The 21,247-nt window shown below is 68.6% G+C and carries 23 protein-coding genes and 1 pseudogene; 15 read left to right on the forward strand and 9 right to left on the reverse strand.

The genetic code is table 11. The features are described from left to right. The first annotated feature begins 93 nt into the window (after positions 1-93). Positions 94-456, forward strand: a complete 363-nt coding sequence (locus JOF29_RS26025; RefSeq protein WP_209697076.1) for a nuclear transport factor 2 family protein — start codon at positions 94-96, stop codon at positions 454-456. Positions 457-696: 240 nt separating this feature from the next. After that, positions 697-1,434 (forward strand): phytanoyl-CoA dioxygenase family protein, encoded by a 738-nt coding sequence (locus tag JOF29_RS26030; protein ID WP_209697077.1) that lies wholly within the window; start codon positions 697-699, stop codon positions 1,432-1,434. Here the strand turns inward: JOF29_RS26030 and JOF29_RS44735 are convergent. Together JOF29_RS44735 and JOF29_RS46075 are read right to left on the reverse strand one after the other, a co-directional pair. Then, complete coding sequence (locus JOF29_RS44735; RefSeq protein ID WP_209697078.1) at positions 1,415-1,918, reverse strand: aminoglycoside phosphotransferase family protein; 504 nt, start codon at positions 1,916-1,918, stop codon at positions 1,415-1,417. The two genes, JOF29_RS26030 and JOF29_RS44735, sit on opposite strands and share 20 nt — an antisense overlap. 91 nt (positions 1,919-2,009) lie before the next feature. Continuing rightward, a pseudogene (locus JOF29_RS46075) lies at positions 2,010-2,273 on the reverse strand (aminoglycoside phosphotransferase family protein); the annotation flags it as partial. 88 nt (positions 2,274-2,361) lie between these two features. Between JOF29_RS46075 and JOF29_RS26045 the strand changes: the two are divergent. Next, entirely contained in the window at positions 2,362-3,153 is a 792-nt protein-coding gene (locus tag JOF29_RS26045) for a methyltransferase domain-containing protein (protein ID WP_245359459.1), read from the forward strand. 406 nt (positions 3,154-3,559) lie between these two features. Next, positions 3,560-4,312, forward strand: coding sequence for a hypothetical protein (locus tag JOF29_RS26050; protein ID WP_209697079.1), 753 nt, complete (start codon positions 3,560-3,562; stop codon positions 4,310-4,312). Positions 4,313-4,628: 316 nt separating this feature from the next. Here the strand turns inward: JOF29_RS26050 and JOF29_RS26055 are convergent, their stop codons facing one another. From JOF29_RS26055 to JOF29_RS26065, 3 genes are all read right to left on the reverse strand, one after another. Then, on the reverse strand, positions 4,629-4,952 hold the full coding sequence (locus JOF29_RS26055; RefSeq protein ID WP_209697080.1) for a hypothetical protein: 324 nt from the start codon (positions 4,950-4,952) through the stop codon (positions 4,629-4,631). Further along, positions 4,949-5,131 (reverse strand): hypothetical protein, encoded by a 183-nt coding sequence (locus tag JOF29_RS26060; protein WP_209697081.1) that lies wholly within the window; start codon positions 5,129-5,131, stop codon positions 4,949-4,951. The genes JOF29_RS26055 and JOF29_RS26060 overlap by 4 nt, the downstream gene beginning before the upstream one ends. Before the next feature lie 299 nt (positions 5,132-5,430). Next, the gene (locus JOF29_RS26065; RefSeq protein WP_209697082.1) at positions 5,431-6,612 is read right to left on the reverse strand and encodes an MFS transporter; all 1,182 of its coding nucleotides are present in this window, start codon (positions 6,610-6,612) and stop codon (positions 5,431-5,433) included. A 62-nt stretch (positions 6,613-6,674) separates the two neighbouring features. Between JOF29_RS26065 and JOF29_RS26070 the strand changes: the two genes are divergently transcribed. The 4 genes from JOF29_RS26070 (at position 6,675) to JOF29_RS26085 (ending at position 9,518) form a co-directional block, all read left to right on the forward strand. Then, positions 6,675-7,094 carry a helix-turn-helix domain-containing protein gene (locus JOF29_RS26070; RefSeq protein ID WP_209697083.1) on the forward strand — a complete coding sequence of 140 codons (420 nt, stop codon included), beginning with the start codon at positions 6,675-6,677 and terminating at the stop codon, positions 7,092-7,094. 32 nt (positions 7,095-7,126) lie between these two features. Further along, positions 7,127-7,903 (forward strand): GNAT family N-acetyltransferase, encoded by a 777-nt coding sequence (locus JOF29_RS26075; RefSeq protein ID WP_209697084.1) that lies wholly within the window; start codon positions 7,127-7,129, stop codon positions 7,901-7,903. A gap of 71 nt (positions 7,904-7,974) precedes the next feature. Then, positions 7,975-8,493: a SigE family RNA polymerase sigma factor gene (locus JOF29_RS26080; protein WP_307863689.1), complete on the forward strand. Its 519-nt coding sequence runs from the start codon at positions 7,975-7,977 to the stop codon at positions 8,491-8,493. 11 nt (positions 8,494-8,504) lie between these two features. Continuing rightward, positions 8,505-9,518: a hypothetical protein gene (locus JOF29_RS26085; protein WP_209697086.1), complete on the forward strand. Its 1,014-nt coding sequence runs from the start codon at positions 8,505-8,507 to the stop codon at positions 9,516-9,518. On the opposite strand, the gene JOF29_RS26090 is transcribed toward JOF29_RS26085, so the two are convergent. After that, the gene (locus tag JOF29_RS26090) at positions 9,515-10,084 is read right to left on the reverse strand and encodes a TetR/AcrR family transcriptional regulator (protein WP_209697087.1); all 570 of its coding nucleotides are present in this window, start codon (positions 10,082-10,084) and stop codon (positions 9,515-9,517) included. The genes JOF29_RS26085 and JOF29_RS26090 overlap by 4 nt on opposite strands. A 19-nt stretch (positions 10,085-10,103) precedes the next feature. Between JOF29_RS26090 and JOF29_RS26095 the strand changes: the two genes are divergently transcribed. Both JOF29_RS26095 and JOF29_RS26100 read left to right on the forward strand, forming a co-directional pair. Further along, positions 10,104-10,502: a nuclear transport factor 2 family protein gene (locus JOF29_RS26095; RefSeq protein WP_245359461.1), complete on the forward strand. Its 399-nt coding sequence runs from the start codon at positions 10,104-10,106 to the stop codon at positions 10,500-10,502. Further along, on the forward strand, positions 10,499-10,699 hold the full coding sequence (locus JOF29_RS26100; RefSeq protein WP_307863690.1) for a heavy-metal-associated domain-containing protein: 201 nt from the start codon (positions 10,499-10,501) through the stop codon (positions 10,697-10,699). The genes JOF29_RS26095 and JOF29_RS26100 overlap by 4 nt, the downstream gene beginning before the upstream one ends. A gap of 129 nt (positions 10,700-10,828) precedes the next feature. Here the strand turns inward: JOF29_RS26100 and JOF29_RS26105 are convergent, their stop codons facing one another. Beyond that, the gene (locus JOF29_RS26105; protein ID WP_307863691.1) at positions 10,829-13,381 is read right to left on the reverse strand and encodes a Tex family protein; all 2,553 of its coding nucleotides are present in this window, start codon (positions 13,379-13,381) and stop codon (positions 10,829-10,831) included. A 369-nt stretch (positions 13,382-13,750) separates the two neighbouring features. On the opposite strand from JOF29_RS26105, the gene JOF29_RS26110 reads away from it, so the two are divergent. Then, the gene (locus JOF29_RS26110; protein ID WP_209697089.1) at positions 13,751-14,122 is read left to right on the forward strand and encodes a hypothetical protein; all 372 of its coding nucleotides are present in this window, start codon (positions 13,751-13,753) and stop codon (positions 14,120-14,122) included. 291 nt (positions 14,123-14,413) lie between these two features. On the opposite strand, the gene JOF29_RS26115 is transcribed toward JOF29_RS26110, so the two are convergent. Continuing rightward, positions 14,414-15,895, reverse strand: a complete 1,482-nt coding sequence (locus tag JOF29_RS26115) for a DHA2 family efflux MFS transporter permease subunit (RefSeq protein WP_209697090.1) — start codon at positions 15,893-15,895, stop codon at positions 14,414-14,416. Between the two features lie 60 nt (positions 15,896-15,955). Further along, complete coding sequence (locus tag JOF29_RS26120) at positions 15,956-16,573, reverse strand: DUF624 domain-containing protein (RefSeq protein WP_307863692.1); 618 nt, start codon at positions 16,571-16,573, stop codon at positions 15,956-15,958. A 76-nt stretch (positions 16,574-16,649) separates the two neighbouring features. Here JOF29_RS26120 and JOF29_RS26125 point away from each other — a divergent pair, with 76 nt between their 5' ends. The 4 genes from JOF29_RS26125 to JOF29_RS26140 all read left to right on the forward strand — a co-directional run bounded on the left by JOF29_RS26125 (position 16,650) and on the right by JOF29_RS26140 (position 20,987). Then, positions 16,650-17,705: a substrate-binding domain-containing protein gene (locus tag JOF29_RS26125; protein ID WP_209697092.1), complete on the forward strand. Its 1,056-nt coding sequence runs from the start codon at positions 16,650-16,652 to the stop codon at positions 17,703-17,705. A 177-nt stretch (positions 17,706-17,882) separates the two neighbouring features. Next, positions 17,883-19,157, forward strand: a complete 1,275-nt coding sequence (locus JOF29_RS26130; protein ID WP_209697093.1) for an extracellular solute-binding protein — start codon at positions 17,883-17,885, stop codon at positions 19,155-19,157. Then, entirely contained in the window at positions 19,154-20,092 is a 939-nt protein-coding gene (locus tag JOF29_RS26135; protein ID WP_209697094.1) for a carbohydrate ABC transporter permease, read from the forward strand. The genes JOF29_RS26130 and JOF29_RS26135 overlap by 4 nt, the downstream gene beginning before the upstream one ends. Further along, the gene (locus JOF29_RS26140) at positions 20,085-20,987 is read left to right on the forward strand and encodes a carbohydrate ABC transporter permease (protein ID WP_209697095.1); all 903 of its coding nucleotides are present in this window, start codon (positions 20,085-20,087) and stop codon (positions 20,985-20,987) included. The genes JOF29_RS26135 and JOF29_RS26140 overlap by 8 nt, the downstream gene beginning before the upstream one ends. The last annotated feature ends 260 nt before the right edge of the window (positions 20,988-21,247 follow it).

Consider the following 21,247-nt stretch of genomic DNA (forward strand, 5'->3'; position numbering starts at 1 on the left):
GCGTAGACAGTTCCATTACCTGTGACGTCATCGACGGTACGCCGGGTGGGGCGGCAAGGTTCTGGTCAGCAGAACCGATCAAGGAGGAACACCATGAACGCCAAGGCTCTCGCCGACCAGTACTTCACGATGTGGAACGCCGCCGACGCGGACCGCCGGGCCGAGCTGATCGCAGCCACCTGGACCGCGGACGCGACCTTCCAGGACCCGAGCTTCGAGACCACCGGCCAGGACGAGCTGAACAAGCTGGTCGGCGCCGCGCAGCAGCTGTTCCCGGGTCTCAGCTTCGTCCGGATCGGCGACATCGACGAGCACCACAACTACCTGCGCTGGACCTGGCACCTGCAGGCCGACGGCCAGGAGCCGGTGGCGGGCGGGACCGACATCGTCGTCCTGGACGCCGACGGGAAGATCCAGAAGCTGATCGGGTTCCACGATTTCGCGCCCGCGCACTGAGGCCAGGGGCTGATCCGGGAATGGCCGATCGGCTGATGTGAGCCGGCCGTTCCGCCGCCTAGGTTGACGGACGTGTGGAAATCGTTGACAGCGGCATCGATAGTGGGGGCCGTGCCGCTGGACTGGTCGAATGGCCGGCCCTCGCGACCGCATCACCGACTACTTGCTGACCGGCAAGGTCCCGACGCGGAGCTGCTAATTCGGTGGCAGGCCTCGCGGTGTGCGCGCACGATGGACCGCATGCTCACCACCGAGGAGCTGGAAATCTTCGAGCGGGACGGGATCGTGAAGATCCCGTCCGCGTTCTCTGCCGACGAGGCCGCCGGGATGCGGGACGTGCTGTGGCGCGAGCTTTCCGAGCGGCACGGGATGGACCGCGACGACCGTACGACGTGGACGGTGTTGCGGCCGACCGGTCTGAAGACCACCAAGTTCGACCGCCGCGCGCACGCGATCCTCGGGCCGCGGGTGCGGTCGGCGCTCGACGGTCTGCTCGGCGACTGGCTGGAGCCGAAGCACCAGGGGCAGGTGCTGGTCACGATGCCGGAGGGCGTGCCGTGGGCGGTGCCGCACCGGCAGTGGCACACCGACGCGGGCTTCGACCAGCCGCTGAACGCGGTGAAGATCTGGGCGTTCTACGACTCGGTCGGTCCGGGAGGCGGTGGGACGCCGCAGGTCGCGGGCTCGCACCGGGTGTTCGAGCAATTCCTGACCACGACGGACGAGCGGGACTTCAAGGCGGTCCGTGATCAGTTGCTGCGGTCCGATCCGTGGTTCCGCAACCTGACGTCGGAGCAGCGGACGGCCGACCCGATGGAGCCGGTCGACCTGGACGGAATCCCGGTGCGGGTCGTCGAGCTCACGGGTCAGGCGGGTGATGTGTACCTGACGCATCCGTGGATCCTGCACTCGATCGCGCCGAACGCCGCCGACGTACCGCGGATGATGCGCAGCCGGTTCATCTGGAAAGCGCAGTAATCAGCCGAGCGCAGCGCACTGGGTCCTCGGTCAGACCGGCGCCCAGTCCGTACAGCCAGTAGTCGACGGTCCGCCAGAGCACCCAGTCGCGCGCCCGATCCCGATCGAGGTCCGCCTCCCGGACCGCGAGGTCGAAGTACCGGACGATGTCGTCCATCTTGTCGAGGTCCCACCACAGGACCCGGCCGAGGTCGTACTCGATGTCGCCGCGGAACAGCACCGGATCGACAGTCAGCCATGCCTCCCGTTGGCCCGCGAGTACCTGTCCGGAGTGGAGGTCGCCGTTCACCGCGAGCGTCGAGGTGGTCTCGGTCGGCGCGACGTCGAGTGCCTCGCGCAGGATCGCGGCGTCGAACGGGCGGCCGAGTTGCTCCCACTGCGGCTCCAGTTCGGCCGATCGCGTCGTCACGATGTCCGCGGTCGAGCGTGCGTCGTCCGGCGCGGGTACGGCGAGCCGGCGCATCAGCTGCCCGAGTACGGCCACGGCCCTCGTCGATCGGGCGGCTTGTCAACGGCGTGGACAACCGCTCGAGCAGCATCGCGCCCGCCTGTACGTCGGCGTCGTGGAGTTGGGCCATGCCCCGACCTGCCCACCAGTTGAGCGCCCAGACCTGTTCCGCGACCTCCGCGCCGGGCGGCGACATCCGCAGTACGAACTCGTCAGCGCCGCGGCTGACCGGCACCACGACGGCGTTCGACCCGTGTGAAACCGCTCCCACGATCGTCAGCTCCCACCGCGCACACTGCTGGTCGACCGCCTCCGGCAGACCCTGGAGCCAGTCGGCGCCCTCCGTCCACCACCGCGGCATCCGCAGAAACGACTCCGGCAAGGTAATCATCGCGTCAACCTAATGGGGCAACCCGGGGCATTTCATCCGATTTCGATCTGGCCTCCCCGACCGGGGGCTCGGGGATCATGATGTGGAGATGGTTGACGTGGACGGGTTGCAGTTCGACGCGCAGGTGTCGCGGCGGATCGAGGCGGTGTACACGACGCCGGACGTGGTCGAGCAGCGGCTGGCGGTGCGGGCGGCGCTGGCGTTGCGGCCGGGTGACCGGGTGCTGGACATCGGCGTGGGGCCGGGGCTGCTGGCCGCGGAGATGGCCGGAGAGGTCGGGCCGGACGGGCGGATCTGCGGGATCGACATCAGCGACAGCATGCTGGCGATCGCGCGCACCCGCGCCGACGTACCGGGCGGGCCCGGAATCGAGCTCGAGCAGGCGTCGGTGGACCGGATCCCGTACCCGGCGGAGAGCTTCGACGTGGTGGTGTCCACGCAGGTCTTCGAGTACGTCGAGGACGTGGCGGGCGCGCTGCGCGAGGTACGGCGGGTGCTGCGGCCGGCGGGTCGCGTCGTACTGCTGGACACCGACTGGGGTTCGATGGTGTGGCGGTCGACCGACGATGTGCGGATGGCGCGGGTACTGACCGCCTTCGAGGACCACCTGGCGGATCCGCATCTGCCGCGGACGCTGGCCGACGTACTGGTGAAGACCGGATTCACGCCGACGCATCAGCAGGTGGTGCCGATCCTGAACACCGGGTACGAGCAGCGCACGTTCAGTGGTGGGCTGATCGACATCGTGTCGGACTTCGTGCCCGGGCACGGCGACGTGACGGCCGCCGAGACCACGGCCTGGGCGGACGACCTGCGCGGCCTCGGCGACAGCTACTTCTTCAGCCTGAACAGGTACCTGTTCGTCGCGTCCGCGCTCTGAGACTTACCGGTCTCGGCGGGTGCATCCTGGGAGTGACACACCCGCCGGGCCGGTCGTTCTCCCGCCCCTCAGTGGGAGAACTCGCGGCTCGGTGAAGACCACCCATGCCCGAATGGCAATGACCGAACCGCGGGACCACCTACAGGTACCCCAGATCCGCCCCGGGCACACACCCTGGCACGCGAACTCGTCGGAAAACTTCACATTCCTCAAACCTTCGAGGGTCCTTGACCCGGCAACGGCCTACGCTGTACGCCGATTTCGCCGCACCGGGGGTCGGTGCGCGGGGGAGGATTCGCCATGCCGGAAGTGTTCGACGACGAGCTGACCGAAGACCAGCTGGACGAACTGGAGGCGCGCGGCGCGGCCGACGACGCCGACGTTCTGCTCGGATCCGGAAAAAAAGATGCCTGAGGCAAGGATCAGCTGGCGCGGGTTCACCATGAACAGGCGCACGGTGGCGATGGTCGAGGCCGCCGAGCGGCTGTACCACTCGAAGTTCGCGATCTTGCAGGGCTCGTACAACGCCGGCGGCGTCGAGGCCTCCGCCGGCACCCACGACGGCGGCGGCGCGGTCGACATCGACGTACGGACGAAGAGCGCCGCGCAGCGGGTGGGCGTGGTGAAGGCGCTCCGCGAGGTCGGGTTCGCCGCCTGGCTGCGGACGCCGTCGCAGGGCAACTGGCCGTACCACGTGCACGGGATCGCGGTCGGTGACAAGGACCTGTCCCGGGGTGCGGCGGTGCAGGTCGCGGAGTACCACCGCAAGCTCGACGGGCTGGCGAACCGCGGCAAGGACGACGGGCCGCCCGGGTACTACGGGATGACCTGGGAGCTGTACCTGAAGGCGCACCCTCCGAAGGAGCCGGTGCCGGACTCGACGATCTCGCTGGCCGCGATGGCGTACGCGCGGACGCACGACGCGATGGCCGGTGTGTGGGGCGCGGACCGGGCCCGGGTGGTCGCCTGGGCGGCGCATCCGCGGGTCGGTGCGATCACCAAGGCGGAGACGGTACCGGCGGCCGGCGTGCCGTGGCACCTGCACTTCCAGCGGGTGATCCGGAAGGTGCAGCTGCACTTCAAGCTGGAGGTCACCGGCATCTTCAACTCCGCGGTAGCCGGCGAGATGAAACGCTACGGCTACAAAATCACCGCCTGACCAACGACAAGACCCCCCGCCCATCCCTCTCTTCTTCTTCCTTCCCTCGACCAGCGACGAGGTCCCACCGGTTGCCCCCGCTCACCCCACCTCCTTCTTTCCCCCTCGACCAGCGACAAGGTCCCACCGGTAGCCCCTCGCTCATCTGTCTTTTTCTTTCCTTCCCTTCAGTAACGACAAGGCCCCACCGGTAGCAGCCGGTGGGGCCTTGGTGGTCCACTACCGCCCGGGCTTCCCCGGTGCAGCTGTGGAGGTGGAGAGCGGAACCGACGCCGATGCAGGGGTCAAGACGTCAGCTCCGCTTGCCTGTGTGGAGTTATCTCGGATCCGCCGCCCAGACATGCGCCTGGTGGAATTCGAGGTGCTGCCGCAGTGCTGCCGGGCTGTCGCCGGGGTTCCCGAGGCCGAGGTGGTTCATCGTCGGTACGACGACCGCGCGGACATCCGAGCGCTTCACCTCGTCGAGCAGCGCGTGGAAGGCTGCGGACTCGGCCGCGTCGCGCTCGGTGTAGACGGTACCGAGGGTGAACCCCTCAGCGCTGGCGAACGCGGCGAGTGAATCCGTCGCCGCGGCCAGCTCCTCCGCGCAGCTCAGCGCGTCGGCCCGTACGTACCCGAGCAGCGTCGGCCGGGTGGTCATCGCTCGGCGTCCACCGCCGCGGGCTCGCTCGTCACCCGGAGGGAGGCGAAGCGGCGCCGCATGGCTTCCTCGTACTGAACTGCCTGCTCCGCGTCGGCGGTGTGGTCCGCGATCGGGTGCGCGCCGAACCAGACCCGCACCCGACGGTGCGTTGCGGGGGCTTCGAGCGTCTCGGTCATCGCGCTTCCTTCGGCAGTCTGGGTCTCACCCCGGACGGCTTTGTCCGGCGTTGAGATAAAGAACACCAAACCTGCGGGCCCTTCGGAACACTTCGGTAGGGACCTTTACAGAGCCTTGACGCAGAGTAGGGAATCCTTCGAACGTGCAGGTCAACGCCGTCTCCGGAGCGTCACGAACCCCTCGAGAAACGCTGTCAAGAATGTTTGCAGCTATTTGCCAATAACGATTGGGAGACGCTCAGGCTATTCGACGAGGGGCGAAATCTATGGCGTCCTGCTAACCCTTTGCGCGCGCCTGCTTACGGACCGGCAGCAAATGGGCGGGATGTCGCGGTACGACGACCAGCGTGACGCCCGCGGCGCAGACCGCCAGCACCGCCAGCAGGTTGAGCGTCAGCCGCAGGCCGATGGCGAGGGTGATCGCCGGGGCGACCAGGGCCGCCGAGGAGTAGCGCCAGTGAGTCCGCAGCGAAAAAGATCGCGCCGACGCTCGCCAGGACCTCTGGCGGGGCCGCGCGCTGGATGGTGGTGCCGGCCGTGATCAGCAGGATGCTGCCAGGGAAGCCGATCAGTACCACCGCCGCGACGGCGATCGGGACGTTCGGGGCGTTGAAGAGCGCGAAGTACGCCGCGGCGCTGGCGAGCTGGGTGATCGTCAGGAGTTCGCGCGTGCCCAGGAGCCGGGTGGCGCGGGTGCTGAGGGCTGCGCCGACGAGGTACCCGGCGCCGAGGCCGGAGATCAGGTAGCCGACGACGTACCCGGGGGCATTCAGGTGGTCGACGGTGAACGGGACCAGGAGGGCGGTGAGGCCGGCGTTCGCGGTGAGGAAGACGGTCTGGCCGATCAGGATGCCGCGCAGAGCGCGGTGTTCGACGGCGGCGCGGAGTCCTTCGAGGGGGCGCGGCGGTTCGGCGGTGGTCGCGTGGCGACGAGTGCGGACCGTGGCGATCACGGCTGCCGAGACGAGGTAGCTCACGATGTCGACGGCCAGTACGAACTCGATGCCGGGGCCGGCGAGGAGCAGGGCGCCGAGCGGTGGTGCGGCCAGGCGGAGCACGCTGCCGGTGACGGCGTTCAGGGTGTTGGCCGCGGCCAGTTCGTCGCCGGTGCCGACGACCGCCGGTAGCAGCGCGCGGGCGGCCGGGCGGAAGACGGTGGTCGCGGTGTTCTCGAGCAGGATCGCCAGGTAGATGAGCCAGATGTGGTCGCGGTCGGCGAACAGGATCAGCGCGACGGTGGCCGCGCTCACGAGATCGGCGATCCACATCGCGCGGGCGAGGTCCCAGCGGTCCAGGAGTACGCCGGCCCAGGGGCCGAGGATCAGCGCGGGCAGCGCCTCCAGAGCAAGGGTCAGGCCGGTGGCGGCCGCGGAGCCGGTGAGCGTGAAGACGTACACCGGGATCGCGACCACCAGCAGCCACGATCCGATGCCGGACACCGCTCCGCTGAGCCAGAGCCGTCGGAAGTCTCGGTTCCTCACGGCTCGAGAATCTATCTTGACGAGATAGACATCGGCAAGACTGTTTTGTGAGAATAGGGCGCATGGAGCTTGGCGACGTACTGCGGGATCGTCGGAAGGCAGCCGGCCGGACCATCGCGTCGGTGGCGGTCGACGCGGGGCTGTCGGTGCCGTACATCGCGAACCTCGAGAACGGCCGCGGCAACCCGACCCTCGCTGCCCTGGACCGCCTCGCCACGGCCCTCGGCGCCCGCCTCGACGTACGCATCGACGACGAGGCGCCGGCGCCACCCCCGTCCGCCGCCGCCGAACTCCTGGCAGCTTCCGTCCGAGCCGACAAGATCCTCGCCGCGCTGTCCAACGGCCGCTCGCGCGCCACGGTCCGCCGCGACCTGATCACCACGCTCGACGCCCTCCAGTCCCTCCTCGGTCACCCACCCACCCCCGCAGACCTGAATCGCCTCCTCGACCTTCTGCAACTCAGCCGGCTGGAACTCGGCTGACTTGGCTGCGGGGGTCGCGTAGGGTCCGCGGAATGGAGATCGGGGCGCGGATCGCGCGGGCGCAGGTGGATGGGCTGGGGCGGTCGCGGCGGCAGATCGTCGCGGGTCCGCTGGCCGGGATGCTGCACGACCGGGACGACTGGTACCTCTCGACGATGGTCGCCGCCGAGCCCGGGCAGCCGTTCGGTGCGGACGACCTCCCGTGGGCGCTGGAGACCATCCGCCAGGCCTTCGCCGCCGAGGACCGCTGGCTGAGCGCGGAGCTGGTCGACGAGGCGAGCCCCGGCCTGGCCGAAGCCCTCGAGGCGAACGGCATGACGATCGTGTCCCGCCTGCCGCTCCTCGTCGTCGAGCCCGCCGACCTCGTCCTGCCCGAGCTACCGAACGGCGTGACTGTGCAGGTCGTCGCCTCCGAGGCCGACCAGAAGATCGCGGACGCGGTCTCCTCCGAGGCGTACGAGATGCCCGACTCCGGGTTCGCCTTCAAGCCCGATCCGGTCGACGGCGGCGCAGTGCTGGTGTACGACGACGACGTACCAGTGGCGACTGCTGCCTGGACCGCGGTCGCGGACGGGGTGTCCGAGGTCGCCGGCGTCGGCACGATCCACGGCCGGCGGCGGCGCGGGTACGGCGGCATCGCCACGACGTACGCGACCGTGAAGGCCTTCGAGCTCGGCGGCGCGACCTTGGCCTGGCTGACTCCGGGGGACGACGGCGCGGACCGCGTGTACCGCCGCCTCGGCTACACGCCCAAGGCAACGGCCGTGCACCTCGGCGACCCGGGCGGACACCTCGCCGACCTCCGCTGACCCGCCCGATGCAACGCCGCGGCCTCCCCGGCTCGTATCGAGGGGGACAAGCGGAGAGCAGGAGGACGAGGGTGGACCGGGACCAGGAGTACGTCGAGTTCGTTGCAGCGGCGGGCGGCGCGTTACGCCGTACCGCGTTCCTGGTGTGCGGGGACTGGCACCGGGCCGACGACGTCGTACAGGAATCGCTGGTCAAGCTCTACCGGTCGTGGACGAAGGTGGACCGGCAGGGCAATCCGCTGGCGTACGCCCGGCGGATCGTCGTCAACACGGCCCTGGACAGCGGCCGGCGCTCCTGGCGCCGGGAAGTGCCGACCGCTGACCTGTCGACCGACCGGGTCCGGCCGGGCGACCACGCCGACCTCGCCGTCGATCAGGCCACGCGTGACGAGCTGCTGACCGCGCTCGGCACGCTCGCGCCCCGGCAGCGCGCCTGCGTCGTGCTCCGGTACTACGAGGATCTGTCGGTCGAGCAGACCGCCGCGATCCTCGGGTGCTCGGAAGGTACGGTGCGCAGCCAGTCGGCCCGCGGCCTCGAGACTCTCCGGAACGCCATCGATCAGGGTCGGCAGATCGGCCGGGCCCGGTGAAGGAGAACGAGATGGACGACATCGGCGCCGAGCTCCGGCGGCTGGCGAACACCGACCCGCTGGGTCCGATCGACGGACACGACCTGCTGGCCCGCGGCCGGCGCAGCCGTCGCCGGCGACGGCTGCTCTCGGCCGGCGGCGGCATCGCGGGCGTCGCGGCGGTCGCCGTCGCGGCCGGCCTGCTGCCGCACCTCGGCACGACCTCCGACCAGCCGGCGGTCAGCGGTCCACGTACGCCGGCCACTACCACCAAGTCGGCCGACTTCACGGCCGTACCCGGCGTCCCGCGCGGCGAGGCGGGTGCCGCCATGGAGGTCTCGTACGCCGACGCGACCCGGCTGTGCGCGCTCCGCTACCCGAAGTACCAGCGACCCATCCAGAAGCAGGCCGTGTACCGAACCGGGATGAGCGTCCGGAAGCAGCTGAAGATCGGTGACCCGGCTGCCGCGGAGTTCTGCACGGTCCCCGGCGGCGACCGGCCGTCCGCGGCGCTCGTCGCCGCCGCGCAGAAGGACCCGATGCCGACGACGGAGGCGGGACAGTTACGCAACTGCTCGGTGCAGTTCTGGAGCGACCTCACCCGATGGAAGGTCGTCGCCAGCGAGACCGCACCGGCCACGGGCACGAATCTCGTCGCCCTGTCGCCATCGGGCCGGCTGGCGGTGGAGTGCGCGCTGGCGCCGACCTGGTCGGACACCGCGACGCCGCTCGGATCCGGGCCAGGGATCTTCAGGATCGCGGCGCTCGGCCGGCAGCCGTTCGACCAGAACTTCAACCTGCCCGGCGGTCAGGACTGCGCGACCATCAAGCCCTGCCCGGGCTGGGCGTACCTGGCCAGTGGCCGGGTGGCGTCGAACATCGCGAGGATCCGGATCGAGCCGAAAGCGGGCGGCAAGCACGACATCACGGTCACCGACGGCTGGTACGCCGTGGCCTGGCTGAACGGTGACAAGCAAGGCCTGCCGGACGCAAAGCTGACCGCGTACGACAGGCACGGGACGGTCCTGAAGGTCGTCAACGGCTAGGGCTGCAGGATGCGGGTGAGGGTGGTGTGGAGCGTCTTGTAGGCGGTCCGGGCGGTGAGGCGGCCGGCGGCGACCGAGTCGCCGGCCGCGTGGCCGAGCGAGATCAGCGTGCTGACCAGCCAGTGCACGGGCAGGTCACGGGTGATCTCGCCGTCTCGCTGACCGCGGCGGATCAGGCGCTCGAGGCGCTCGGTCACCGGGTCGTGGCGCGCGTCCGGCCCGCTGGTCTGCGGGATGTGCAGCAGTAGCGGGTGCCGTTCGAACGTCCGCCACGCGAGGTCGATCAGACCGAGGGCGTTGCCGAACGCCGATCCGTGGTCGAGGTCCAGGTCGTCGATCGCCCGGAGCGTCTCGGCGGTGAGCTCGTCGAGTACGGCGTTCAGCAGGGCGTCGCGGGACGGGAAGTGGGCGTACACGGTCTGCCGGGTGACGTGCGCGGCCTCGGCGATCCGTTCCAGGCTGGCGTCCGGGTGCTCGTCGAGCAGTTCGAGCGCCGCGGCCAGGATCGCGGTACGGCTGCGGTCCGCGTCCGCGCGGCGGCGACGTACCGGCTTGTTCTCTGACACCTTGTCAAGATTAGCCGAGATGCTTATCTTTGACGGTATGTCAGATTTAAGCGCACGGGAGTTCGTCGCGGACTTCTACGAGTCGTTCACCCGGGAGGTGGTCGCGGGCGCGGACGCCGCCGCGGTCGTCGACCGGTACTACACGCCCGACATCGAACAGGTCGCCGACGGCGTCACCCTCGACCGGCAACGCCTGATCGACCACCTCCGCCCGGTCCGCAAGAACGTCGTCTCCTGCACGTACGACGTCCACGAGGCGATCCGCACCGGCAACCGGCTGGCCGCGCGGTTCACGATCCACGCGGAGACGCGACGCGGGCGGACGATCTCCACCGAGGTGTACATGTTCGGAGAGCTTGCCCCGGACGGCCGCATCCGCCATACGACACAGGCGACGCGCGATGTGAGCGCGCCGTGACCGTGTTCCGCGTCCTCGGCATGACCTGCTCGCATTGCGTCGGTTTCGTGAGCGAGGAACTCGAGGCGGTGGCCGGCGTCGAGTCGGTCAAGGTCGACCTCTCGACGGGGTTGATCACCCTGCGCACCGATCGCCCGATCGACCCCGCCGAAATCCGAACCGCAGTAGAAGCCGCCGGCTACGAAGTCGAGCCCTGACTCAGCCGATACCGCGTCTACGTTCGCCGAGTCGTGGCGTTTGGCTCCGGGTCTGTTCGCCGAGTCGTGGATCGCGGCTGCTTCTGTGCGCTTCTCGCCGCCAATGTCCACGACTCGGTGGAACGCAGGTCAGCGGACGGTGAAGCCGGCCTTGCGGAAGGCGTCGGCGAGGGAGGTTTCGTCCATGGGGGTCTCGGGCTGCTTGCCGCGGGCCGGTCCGCCTTGGTTGCCGCCGCCCTGGCCGCCTGGTCCGCGGCCCTGGCCGCCTGGACCGCGACCGCCCGGGCCACGCCCCTGACCACCTTGACCGCCGCGGCCTTGACCTTGGCCACCGCGGCCTCCGCCTTGGTTGCCGCCCTGACCACCGCGACCGCCGCCTTGGTTGCTGCCTTGGCCACTGCCCTGACCACCGCGACCGCTGCCTTGGTTGCCGCCCTGGTTGCCGTCTTGGGCGCCGCGACCCTGGGCGCCTTGGCCCCGGTTCTGGCCGCCGCGACCGCCGGAGCCGCCGGAGCCGACCTCGTCGTCCAGCCGCAGCGTCAGCGAGATCCGCTGCCGCGGGATGTCCACCTCGAGGACCTTCACCATCACGATGTCACCCGGCTTGACCACCTCGCGCGGGTCCTTCACGAAGGTCTTCGACAGCGCCGACACGTGCGCGAGCCCGTCCTGGTGGACACCGATGTCGATGAACGCACCGAAGGCCGCCACGTTGGTGACCTGACCCTCGAGCCGCATCCCAGGCTTCAGGTCCGCGATCTTGTCCACACCCTCCGCGAACACCGCGGTCTTGAACGCCGGCCGCGGGTCCCGCCCAGGCTTCTCCAGCTCGGCCAGGATGTCGGTCACGGTCGGCAGCCCGAACATGTCGTCGACGAAGTCCGCCGCCTTCAGCCGCTTCAGCTCCGCGGACCCGATCAGCGCCTTCACATCGGACCCGGTCGCGTCGAGAATCCGCCGTACGACGGGATACGCCTCCGGGTGCACGCTGGACGCGTCGAGCGGGTCGTCGCCGTCGGGGATCCGGAGGAACCCGGCGGCCTGCTCGAACGCCTTCGGGCCGAGCCGCGGCACCTCGCGCAGCGCCGTACGTGAGGTGAACGGGCCGTTGACGTCGCGGTGCTGGACGATGTTGTCGGCCAGGCCGGGGGTGATGCCGGAGACCCGGATGAGCAGCGGCGCGGACGCCGTGTTCAGGTCGACGCCGACCGCGTTCACACAGTCCTCGACGACCGCGTCCAGCGAGCGGGACAACGCGTTCTCGGCGAGGTCGTGCTGGTACTGGCCGACGCCGATCGACTTCGGGTCGATCTTCACCAGCTCGGCCAGCGGGTCCTGCAGCCGGCGCGCGATCGAGACCGCGCCGCGCAGCGACACGTCCATCCCGGGCAGCTCCTGGGACGCGAACGCGGACGCCGAGTACACCGACGCGCCGGCCTCGGACACGACGGCCTTGGTGAGCTTCAGCTCAGGGTGTTTGGCGATCAGCTCCGCGGCCAGCTTGTCGGTCTCGCGGGACGCCGTACCGTTGCCGATGGCAATCAGCTCGACGTCGTGCGCGGCGGCCAGCGCGGCCAGCGTGGCGATCGACTTGTCCCACTGGTTCTGCGGGACGTGCGGGTAGATGACGCCGGTGTCGACGACCTTGCCGGTCGCGTCCACGACGGCGACCTTCACGCCGGTCCGGAAGCCCGGGTCCAGGCCCATCGTCGCGCGGGTGCCGGCCGGGGCGGCCAGCAGCAGGTCGCGCAGGTTGGCCGCGAACACCCGGATCGCCTCGTCCTCGGCGACCTGCCGTAACCGCATCCGCAGGTCGATGCCGAGGTGCACGAGGATCTTCGTCCGCCAGGCCCAGCGGACCGTCTCCACCAGCCATTTGTCGGCCGGGCGGCCCTGGTTCTCGACGCCGACCTTGCGGGCGATGGTCGTCTCGTACTCCGTCGGCCCGTCGACCTCGACACCCGCGGGCAGCGGCTCGATGGAGACCGTGAGTACGTCCTCCTTCTCGCCGCGGAACAGCGCGAGGATCCGGTGCGACGGCATCTTCGTGAACGGCTCGTCGAACTCGAAGTAGTCCGAGAACTTCGCGCCGTCGGTCTCCTTGCCTTCCCGTACGGCGGACGCCAGCCGGCCCTGCTCCCAGAGCCGCTCGCGCAAGTCACCGATCAGGTCGGCGTCCTCGGCGAACCGCTCGACCAGGATCGCCCGGGCGCCGTCCAGCGCGGCCTGCGGGTCGGGTACGTCGGCGTTCACGAAGACGGCGGCGGCCGCGATCGGCTCGACGTCCGGGTCCGCCATCAGGCCGTCGGCGAGCGGCTCCAGGCCGTTCTCCCGGGCAATCATCGCCTTCGTCCGGCGCTTCGGCTTGAACGGGAGGTAGATGTCCTCCAGCCGGGACTTGGTGTCCGCGGCGAGGATCTGCTCCTTCAGCGCGTCGTCCAGCTTGCCCTGGCTGTCGATGGACTCCAGCACGGTCTGCCGGCGCTCCTCCAGCTCCCGGAGATACCGCAACCGCTCCTCGAGGGTCCGCAGCTGGGCGTCGTCCAGCATCCCGGTGACCTCTTTGCGGTACCGCGCGATGAACGGGACCGTCGAGCCCTCGTCCAGCAGCGCCACCGCTGCCCGCACCTGGAACTCCTGGACCTCCAACTCGCCGGCGATCCGCTGCTCGATCGACTGCACCACCACTGTCCGTTCCCCTCTACGTCCAACAACCACCGAGCATTCTGCCCCGGCCGGACCCCATATCCTTCCCCATCCCACCCCCCACCCCGAAACCCGTCCCATTCCCCCTGTGGACAACCCCATGCGATCATCCCGCTGGGGAGGGACACAGTGGCGAGTTCAACTGCCACGTCGACAGCATCGTGAGGGCCGTCGTACGTGGCCTCGCCGAGAGGTTGCCGGACTTCGACGAGGGCGTCGCCCGTCGCGCCGCACGAAGACCCGGACGCTCACGGCAACTGGTCGCGCTGTCGGTCTGCCTGTCCTTCGCCAGAAGGATGGTTTCCCGAACCAAAACAACGACGAACGTCCCCCTGAAGGAGCCGTATGGGGCAATTCACCAGGTACGTCGAGCGTTACCACCCACCACTCCTCGACCGGGTCCTCGGAGTGGTGGTGCCGGTGACTTTCATCGTGCGTGCCGCAGTTGTCCACACCTTCGAGAACACCCTGTGGGCAATCCTCCTCGCCGTCATCATGCTCCCGCACGGGATCGCCCCGGAGACAGCCAAGAACCGGGCCACGCGGTGGGAACGCGATCACCCCATCCAGTTCGGAGCGTTCGGCGTCCTGACGATGGTCTGCGGCTTCTTCCTCATTCTCAGGTGGTTCCTGAACCGCCCGCACAGCATCCTCATCGCCCTCGCCCTGACACTCGTACTCTTCACCACAGGCAAGCTGTACAGACGCCGCAAATGATCGGCCATGTCGACCTGCCCCGGCCGTGGACCCACGCGGCTCGGGGGCGCCGGGGCTTGTTGCTGTGGTGGTTCGTGTCCAGCCCCCAGCGCCCGGAACCGCCCGGAACCTGCCGGACGCCGCGGATTATCTCCGGGCTCGTGGGCGGCGGCACGGTGGTGGTAGTCCTGAGCGCGCTCGTGCTGCTCACCATCGGGGCGCGGCGGCGGGGGCTTGTGTGGTGGAAGTGGTACTCCGCTGGTACGACGAACTCCCCGTGAGTGGTCACGGGGAGTTCGTCGTACCGAATGGTCAGGCGGCTTCGCAGAGGAGTTCGGGCTCGGGGTCTTCCGTGGTGACTGCCTGCTTGGTCGGGCGCATGACGATTGCCGCGATGGCGACCGCGGCGGCCACGATGGCGGCTGCTACGCCGAAGGAGAAGTGGTAGCCGTCGGTCAGTGCTTCCAGCGGGGACTTGGTGCTCGTGGCGGTGCGGGTGGCCGAGAGCGTCGCCAGGATCGCCAGGCCGAGAGCGGCGCCGACCTCGCCCATGGTGCCGATGAGACCGGAAGCCAGACCGGCGTCCTCGGGCTTGACGTCTGACATCGACAGGCCCATCAGCGCGGGGAAGCAGATGCCACCGCCCAGGCCGAGCAGTGCCAGCACCGGCAGCACGTGGATGAAGTAGTTGCCACCGACCGGCGCCTGGGTGAAGAGGGCCAGCCCGACGACGATCAGCGACAGCCCAACGATCAACGGGCGGCGCGGGCCGAAGCGCATCACCAGCTTCTCGGAGTACTTCACCGACAGCAGCCCCATGACCACCGTGGTCGGCAGGAACGCCAGCCCGATCTCCAGGGCGTCGTACCCGAGGACACGCTGCAGGTAGAGCGAGCCGAGGAAGAAGATGCCGAACATCCCGGAGCTGGAGAGCGCCTGGACCAGGTTCGCACCGGTCAGCGTGCGGGACCGGAAGATCCGCAGTGGGACCAGAGGGTTCGCAGCAGTCGCCTCACGGACGATGAACCCGGCCAGCAGCGCCAGCGTGATCGCAGCCAGCAGCAGGGTCCGCGGAGCGGTCCAGCCCAGCTCGGCCGCAGGCTTCACGATCGTGAACACACCGAGCATCAGTGCACCGGTGATCAGCACAGCACCCGGTACGTCGGTACCGCGCCCCAGCCCGAGGCCCTTGTCCTTCTCGATGAACTTCACGGCCAGCGCGGTCGTCAGTACGCCAATGGGCAGGTTCACGAAGAAGATCCAGTGCCAGCTGATCGCCTGCGTCAGTACACCGCCGGCCAGCAGACCGATCGACCCACCGGCGGACGCTACGAACGCGAACATGCCGATCGCCTTCGCCTGCTCGCGCGGCTCGGGGAACAGGGTCACGATCATGCCCAGGATCACTGCGGACGTCAGAGCGCCGCCGACGCCCTGGATGAACCGTGCGATGACAAGTACCTCCTGCGAGCGTGCGAGGCCGCACAGCACGGAGGCGATGGTGAAAACGACCAGTCCGGCTGTAAAGACGTTCCGCCGGCCCAGGAGGTCACCTAGCCGACCAGCCAGCAGCAGGAGCCCGCCGAACGCGATCAGGTACGCATTGACCACCCAAGCGAGCGAGGAGCTCGTAAAGCCCAGGTCGTCCTGGATGGCTGGTAGGGCTACGTTCACCACGGTCACGTCGAGCACGATCATCAACATGCCCGCACAGAGTGTGTAGAGGGCCAGCCAGCGCGAGCGGCTGCCCTGCGCGGCCGGCGTCGTCGCCAGGGTCTCGGTCGTCGCGTACATTCCGGTTCTCCTTGCCGTTCGTCGTAGTGGCCTTACACCTCTACGTCGAACCGGGAGGGCTCAGATTGACACGTCTTCAGAACTTTTTTGCCGCCGCGGTCGAGAGAGCCAGTACGCCGAGAGCGCCGGGACCAGGCCGCTCCCGACAACGAGCAGTGTCGGCACCTGCGACGCCAGGGCGAACCAGGTGAGCAGGATGACCACACTGCCGGCCACTGGGAGCGGGCGGCGCAGCAGGAACAGGTTGGCGGACCGGAACAGCGTCTTCATCGTCGCCGTGGCAGGTGCTTCCGGGAGGATCGCCAGACCGCTCAGGTAGAGCCCCAGGATCATGCCGGTGAGCGGGATCAGGATGGCGAGCGCGACGATCCGGACCGGCCCCGCGGCGTACGCCCAGAAGGAGATGCCGAACGCGAGCATCAGACTGCCGGTCCACAGGCCGAACCCGGGCAGCCAGTACCGCTTCATCATCTGCCGGAACTCCACGAGAAACCGCCGCAGCAGCTTCGGACGGTCCTGGCTGATCGCGTCCGGCAGCACCCGCTGCATCGCGAACGCGGCCGGGAAGAGGGTCAGGATGCCGAAGCTGATCACCAGGAACGCCAGCTGCAGCATCAGCAGATCGCCGACCACCGCCAGCTTGCTCAGCACGGCACTCGTCCGGTTGGCCTTCTGCACCGATGGTCTCCTCGTTCCGTCCGGGCGGGTCCTGATCGTATGATCACGAACAATCACTGACAGATCAGGGGGCTGCATGCTTGCACAGGAGCGCCACGAGCTGATCCTGCGCAGCCTGCGGCGGCACGGGCGGCTCCGGGTCGCCGACCTGGTCGACGAGCTCGGCGTCTCCGCGATCACAGTACGCCGGGACCTGGCCGAACTGGACTCCGCCGGCCTGCTCCGCCGCGTGCACGGCGGCGCGATCGGGACCTCCGCGGCCGACCAGGCGAACCCCGGAAACCGGCTCACGATCGGCATCGTGGTGCCGAGCGCGACGTCGTACTACTCCGACGTGATCCGCGGCGCGGAGGCGATCGCCGACCGGTACGGCGCGCGGCTGGTGCTCGGCGTCTCCGGGTACGACGTGACCACCGAGCGTGAACGGCTGGACAAGGTGCTCGGCATCGGGGTCGCCGGCCTGCTGATCAGTACCGCGCTCGGCGACGGCGACGCGGACCGGATGGACTCCCGGCTGGACGATATCGACGTACCGGTGGTGCTGATGGAACGGGCGTTCGGGTACCCGCAGATGCGCCGCGAGTACGACCACGTCCGGACCGACCACGCGTACGGCGCGATGCTGGCGCTGCGCCACTTCGTCGCGCTCGGCCACCGCCGGATCGCGATCAACCTGCAGGCCACGGTCACGGCGTACTGGCTCCGCCTCGGCATCGAGGCCGCCGCGAAGGCACTCGGCGTCGAGGTCTTCCTCTCCCCCGTGGACCTCCCCGCCCGCGGCGACGACCCCGGTGCGGTCGCCCAACTGGACGCGTTCCTGGCCGAGTGCGACTCCTTCGGCAGCCACGCCGTCCTGGTCCACTCCGACGAACACGGCGCCAGCCTCGTAGAACGCGCCATGGAACTAGGCCTCCGCGTCCCCGAGGACCTGGCCGTCATCGCCTACAACGACGTCACCGCCTCCCTGGCAGTCGTCCCCCTCACCGCCGTCTGCCCACCCCGCCGAGCCCTCGGCGAAACCGCCTGCGACCTCCTCCTCCGCAAACTCCAGTCCCCCCACACCCCCACCCAGCACCTGAGCCTCCTCCCCACCCTCAACACCCGCACCTCCTGCGGAGCCGCAGACGCCTGAAACGCGGCGTTGAAGGGCCGGCACGCGGAACTTTGATCGGTCGGGTTCCGGTTCTGATCGAATGTGATCATTCGAGCGGTGAGGTATTGACGGGGAAAGCCCTTTCCCATACTTTCGCTGCACTTGGAAGGGGTCAGGCGCCCCGGCTGAAGAACAGTCAGCGAAGGAGTACCCCCTGTGAGACGTGGAGTGGGACTGACTCTGCTGGCCGCTGCGCTCAGCGTTGTGGTCAGTAGTTGTGGCAACGGGGTGATCGACAAGAGCACGGACGGTGTGCCCCCGGCCGAGGCGACCGGGACGTTGCGGGTGCTGATTCCGTCGTTCCCGCCCAGTACCAAGGGGCGGGAGGCGTTCCAGAAGGTTGTCGACGACTTCCACAAGACCTATCCGAAGATGAAGGTCGAGCCGGACTTCGCGACGTACAAGAATCTGAACGAGAAGATGTCGACCTCGATCGCGGCCGGCATCCCGTACGACGTGATGGTCACCGGTGTCGGCTGGATCCAGCCGTTCGCGTCGAAGCGGATCTTCGAGGACCTCGGCAGGTACGGCGTGACGCCCGACTTCATCAGGGAGAAGAGCACCCCGGCCCTGATCCCGGCGGTGACGTACGACGGCAAGCTGTACGGGTACCCGCTGGTCGCCGACGCCCGCGCCGTCGCGCTGCGGAAGAGCGCGTTCCTCGAGGCCGGGCTGGACCCGGACAAGCCGCCGACGTCGCTGGCGGACCTCAAGGCCGACGCGGAGAAGCTGACCAAGCGGGACAAGAACGGCAACATCACCCGCAGCGGCTTCGACCTCGCGTCGGCGACCGGCTTCCGGCAGTCGTTCACCACCTTCCTGGCCTCGACCGGTACGTCGCTGTACGTCAAGGGCCAGCCGAACTTCGACAACAAGCAAGGCCTCGACACGCTGCTCTGGATCAAGTCGATGATCAACAACGTGCAGCCGTACGGGCAGACGAACGCGGCGCAGCAGCCGCTGGTACTGACCGGCGAGGCCGCGATGGGCATCGTGAACGGCGGCGTCGACTGCTCCGCGGACGGCATCGGCCAGAAGAACTGTGACGACCTGAAGTTCTTCCGCTTCGACAGTGGCAAGGAGATCGAGTACGTCGGCGGCGACCTGGCGTCGATCGGGTCCCGCAGCCGGCACAAGGACGCGGCCTGGGCGTTCATCCAGTCGCTGACGACACCGGCGAACCTGGACATGATCGCCAAGCTGAACAAGAAGGTCCCGGCCTACAAGGACGCCAGCAACTCGCCGCAGGCGAAGTCGAACCCGCTGAGCCAGTTCGTCGCCGACGGCCTGGTGTACGCGGTCAACGAGAACGAAGTACCGAGCAACTGGCTCGAGATGCGCGGCAACTTCGACATCCAGCTCACCCAGGCGGTACTCGGCCAGAAGGATCCGGCGAAGGTGCTGCACAACCTGGCAGGACAATCCCGATGAGTACAACTCTTGAACGTCCCGCGCTCACGTCCGCCGGCAAGGTCGCGTCGTCGAAGGGCGACCGGACCCTGGTCCGTGGTCAGGTCCGGACCGGCTGGGCACTGCTGACCCCCGCGCTGCTGCACTCCGGCATCTTCATCGTGGTCCCGGTGATCGCGGTCGTGGTGCTCAGCCTGACCGACTACAGCTTCGGCGACTCGTTCGACTGGGTCGGTTTCACCAACTACACCGACCTGTTCCGGGACCCGAACTTCCTGGCGTCGCTGTGGCACACCGTGCTGTACGCGATCGTGGTGATCCCGATCTCGATGGCGATCTCGCTCGCGGTCGCGATCGGCCTGAACCAGCGGATCCGCGGTCTCGGCTTCTTCCGTACGGCGTTCTACGTCCCGACCGTGACCGCGACCGTCGCGGTGGCCACCATCTGGCTGTGGATCTACAACCCGGGCTCCGGCCTGGCGAACGGGTTCCTCAGCCTGTTCGGATTCGCGCCGAACCAGTGGCTGGCCGACCCGGGGACCGCGCTGCCGTCGCTGATGCTGGTCGGCATCTGGCAAGGCCTCGGTACCAAGATCATCATCTACCTGGCCGCGCTGCAGAGCGTGTCCCGCGACCTGGTCGAGTCCGCCCAGCTGGACGGTGCGGGCCGCTGGCAACGGTTCGCCAACGTCACCTGGCCGGCCATCGGCCCGGTGCAGTTCTTCGTCCTGATCACGTCGATCGTCGGTACCTTCCAGGTGTTCGACCTGGTGTACGTGATGACGCAGGGCGGCCCGGGTTCGTCGACCCGGGTGCTGGTGATGGACATCTACCAGAACGCGTTCCAGAACCTGAAACTCGGCTACGCGTCCGCTGAGACCGTGATCATGATGATCGTGATCGCGATCTTCATCGCGGCCGGACGCCGGCTCCAGAAGGCGGATACCAATGACTAGTGTTTCGTTGCCGGCCGTCGGTTCCGCGAAGCCGCCGGCGTTCCGGGCAGGCCGGATCCTGCTGTACGTCGTACTCACCGTCGGCGCGCTGCTGATGATCGTGCCGTTCGTGTGGATGGCGCTGACCGCGTTCAAGAGCAACGGGGAGATCGCGAAGTTCAGCTGGTTGCCGTCGGAGCTGCGCTGGCGGAACTTCGTCGAGGCGATGCAGACCGCGCCGTTCCTGCGGTACTTCCGGAACAGCCTGTTCATCGCGGTGGGCGAGACGGCGTTCACGCTGGCGGTCTGTACGACGGCCGGGTACGCGCTGGCCAAGCTCCCGATCCGCGGCGGCAAGACGTTGCTGAACTACTTCATCGTGCTGCTGATGGTGCCGTTCCAGATCATCCTGGTGCCGCTGTTCCTGATCGTGAAGTCGATCCCGCTGTTCGGCGGCAACAACATCCTCGGCCAGGGCGGCATCGGCTGGCTGAACTCGTGGTGGGGCCTGATCATCCCGCTCGGCGCGGCGCCGCTGTTCACGTTCCTCGCGCGGCAGTTCTACGTGTCGCTGCCGGACCAGCTGGCGCAGGCGGCGCGGGTGGACGGGCTCGGCGAGTTCGGGATCTTCTGGCGGATCATGACCCCGCTGGTGAAGCCGGCGCTGATCACGATCGCGGTGTTCCAGATCGAGGCCGCCTGGAACGGATTCCTCTGGCCGCTGATGATCACCACCTCGGACGAGATGCGCCCGCTGCAGCTGGGGCTGGCGATCTTCTCCCAGAACCCGGCCGAGATCCAGTGGCCGTACCTGATGGCCGGTACGGCGCTCGCGACACTGCCGATGATCGTGCTGTTCGTGTTCGCCCAGAAACGCTTCGTCGAAGGCATGGCAAACGTGGGAATCAAGGGCTGAGGCCGGAGGTGGGGGAGATGGCTGCGGTGGTTGGGATCGACCAGGCGGCGTACGCGATCCACGACGCGCTGGCGGACACGTACTTCGTGCGGGATCTGTACGACGCTCTGCAGCGCTAGACGGTCCTCGAACAGGTGCTCACCCCGCCCCGGGCGAGCACCTGCGAGGCCCCCTCCATCGCGGTGGTCCCGAAGAAACACCGGAGCTTCCCCTCGGCCCCCCGCTGGGTCGCTCACTCGTCATATCGGGGTGATGTGCGA

It is taken from the genome of Kribbella aluminosa, assembly GCF_017876295.1.
Lineage (GTDB): Bacteria > Actinomycetota > Actinomycetes > Propionibacteriales > Kribbellaceae > Kribbella > Kribbella aluminosa.

Excerpts from the sequence above, each read along its gene's own strand:
- JOF29_RS26085 (WP_209697086.1), top strand. The coding sequence starts at position 8,505 with ATGGACGACATCGGCGCCGAGCTCCGGCGGCTGGCGAACACCGACCCG.
- JOF29_RS26030 (WP_209697077.1), top strand. The coding sequence starts at position 697 with ATGCTCACCACCGAGGAGCTGGAAATCTTCGAGCGGGACGGGATCGTG.
- JOF29_RS26070 (WP_209697083.1), top strand. The coding sequence starts at position 6,675 with ATGGAGCTTGGCGACGTACTGCGGGATCGTCGGAAGGCAGCCGGCCGG.
- JOF29_RS26050 (WP_209697079.1), top strand. The coding sequence starts at position 3,560 with ATGCCTGAGGCAAGGATCAGCTGGCGCGGGTTCACCATGAACAGGCGC.
- JOF29_RS26140 (WP_209697095.1), top strand. The coding sequence starts at position 20,085 with ATGACTAGTGTTTCGTTGCCGGCCGTCGGTTCCGCGAAGCCGCCGGCG.
- JOF29_RS26125 (WP_209697092.1), top strand. The coding sequence starts at position 16,650 with ATGCTTGCACAGGAGCGCCACGAGCTGATCCTGCGCAGCCTGCGGCGG.
- JOF29_RS26095 (WP_245359461.1), top strand. The coding sequence starts at position 10,104 with ATGCTTATCTTTGACGGTATGTCAGATTTAAGCGCACGGGAGTTCGTC.
- JOF29_RS26075 (WP_209697084.1), top strand. The coding sequence starts at position 7,127 with ATGGAGATCGGGGCGCGGATCGCGCGGGCGCAGGTGGATGGGCTGGGG.
- JOF29_RS26025 (WP_209697076.1), top strand. The coding sequence starts at position 94 with ATGAACGCCAAGGCTCTCGCCGACCAGTACTTCACGATGTGGAACGCC.
- JOF29_RS26110 (WP_209697089.1), top strand. The coding sequence starts at position 13,751 with ATGGGGCAATTCACCAGGTACGTCGAGCGTTACCACCCACCACTCCTC.
- JOF29_RS26115 (WP_209697090.1), bottom strand. The coding sequence starts at position 15,895 with ATGTACGCGACGACCGAGACCCTGGCGACGACGCCGGCCGCGCAGGGC.
- JOF29_RS26060 (WP_209697081.1), bottom strand. The coding sequence starts at position 5,131 with ATGACCGAGACGCTCGAAGCCCCCGCAACGCACCGTCGGGTGCGGGTC.
- JOF29_RS26135 (WP_209697094.1), top strand. The coding sequence starts at position 19,154 with ATGAGTACAACTCTTGAACGTCCCGCGCTCACGTCCGCCGGCAAGGTC.
- JOF29_RS26045 (WP_245359459.1), top strand. The coding sequence starts at position 2,362 with ATGGTTGACGTGGACGGGTTGCAGTTCGACGCGCAGGTGTCGCGGCGG.
- JOF29_RS26055 (WP_209697080.1), bottom strand. The coding sequence starts at position 4,952 with ATGACCACCCGGCCGACGCTGCTCGGGTACGTACGGGCCGACGCGCTG.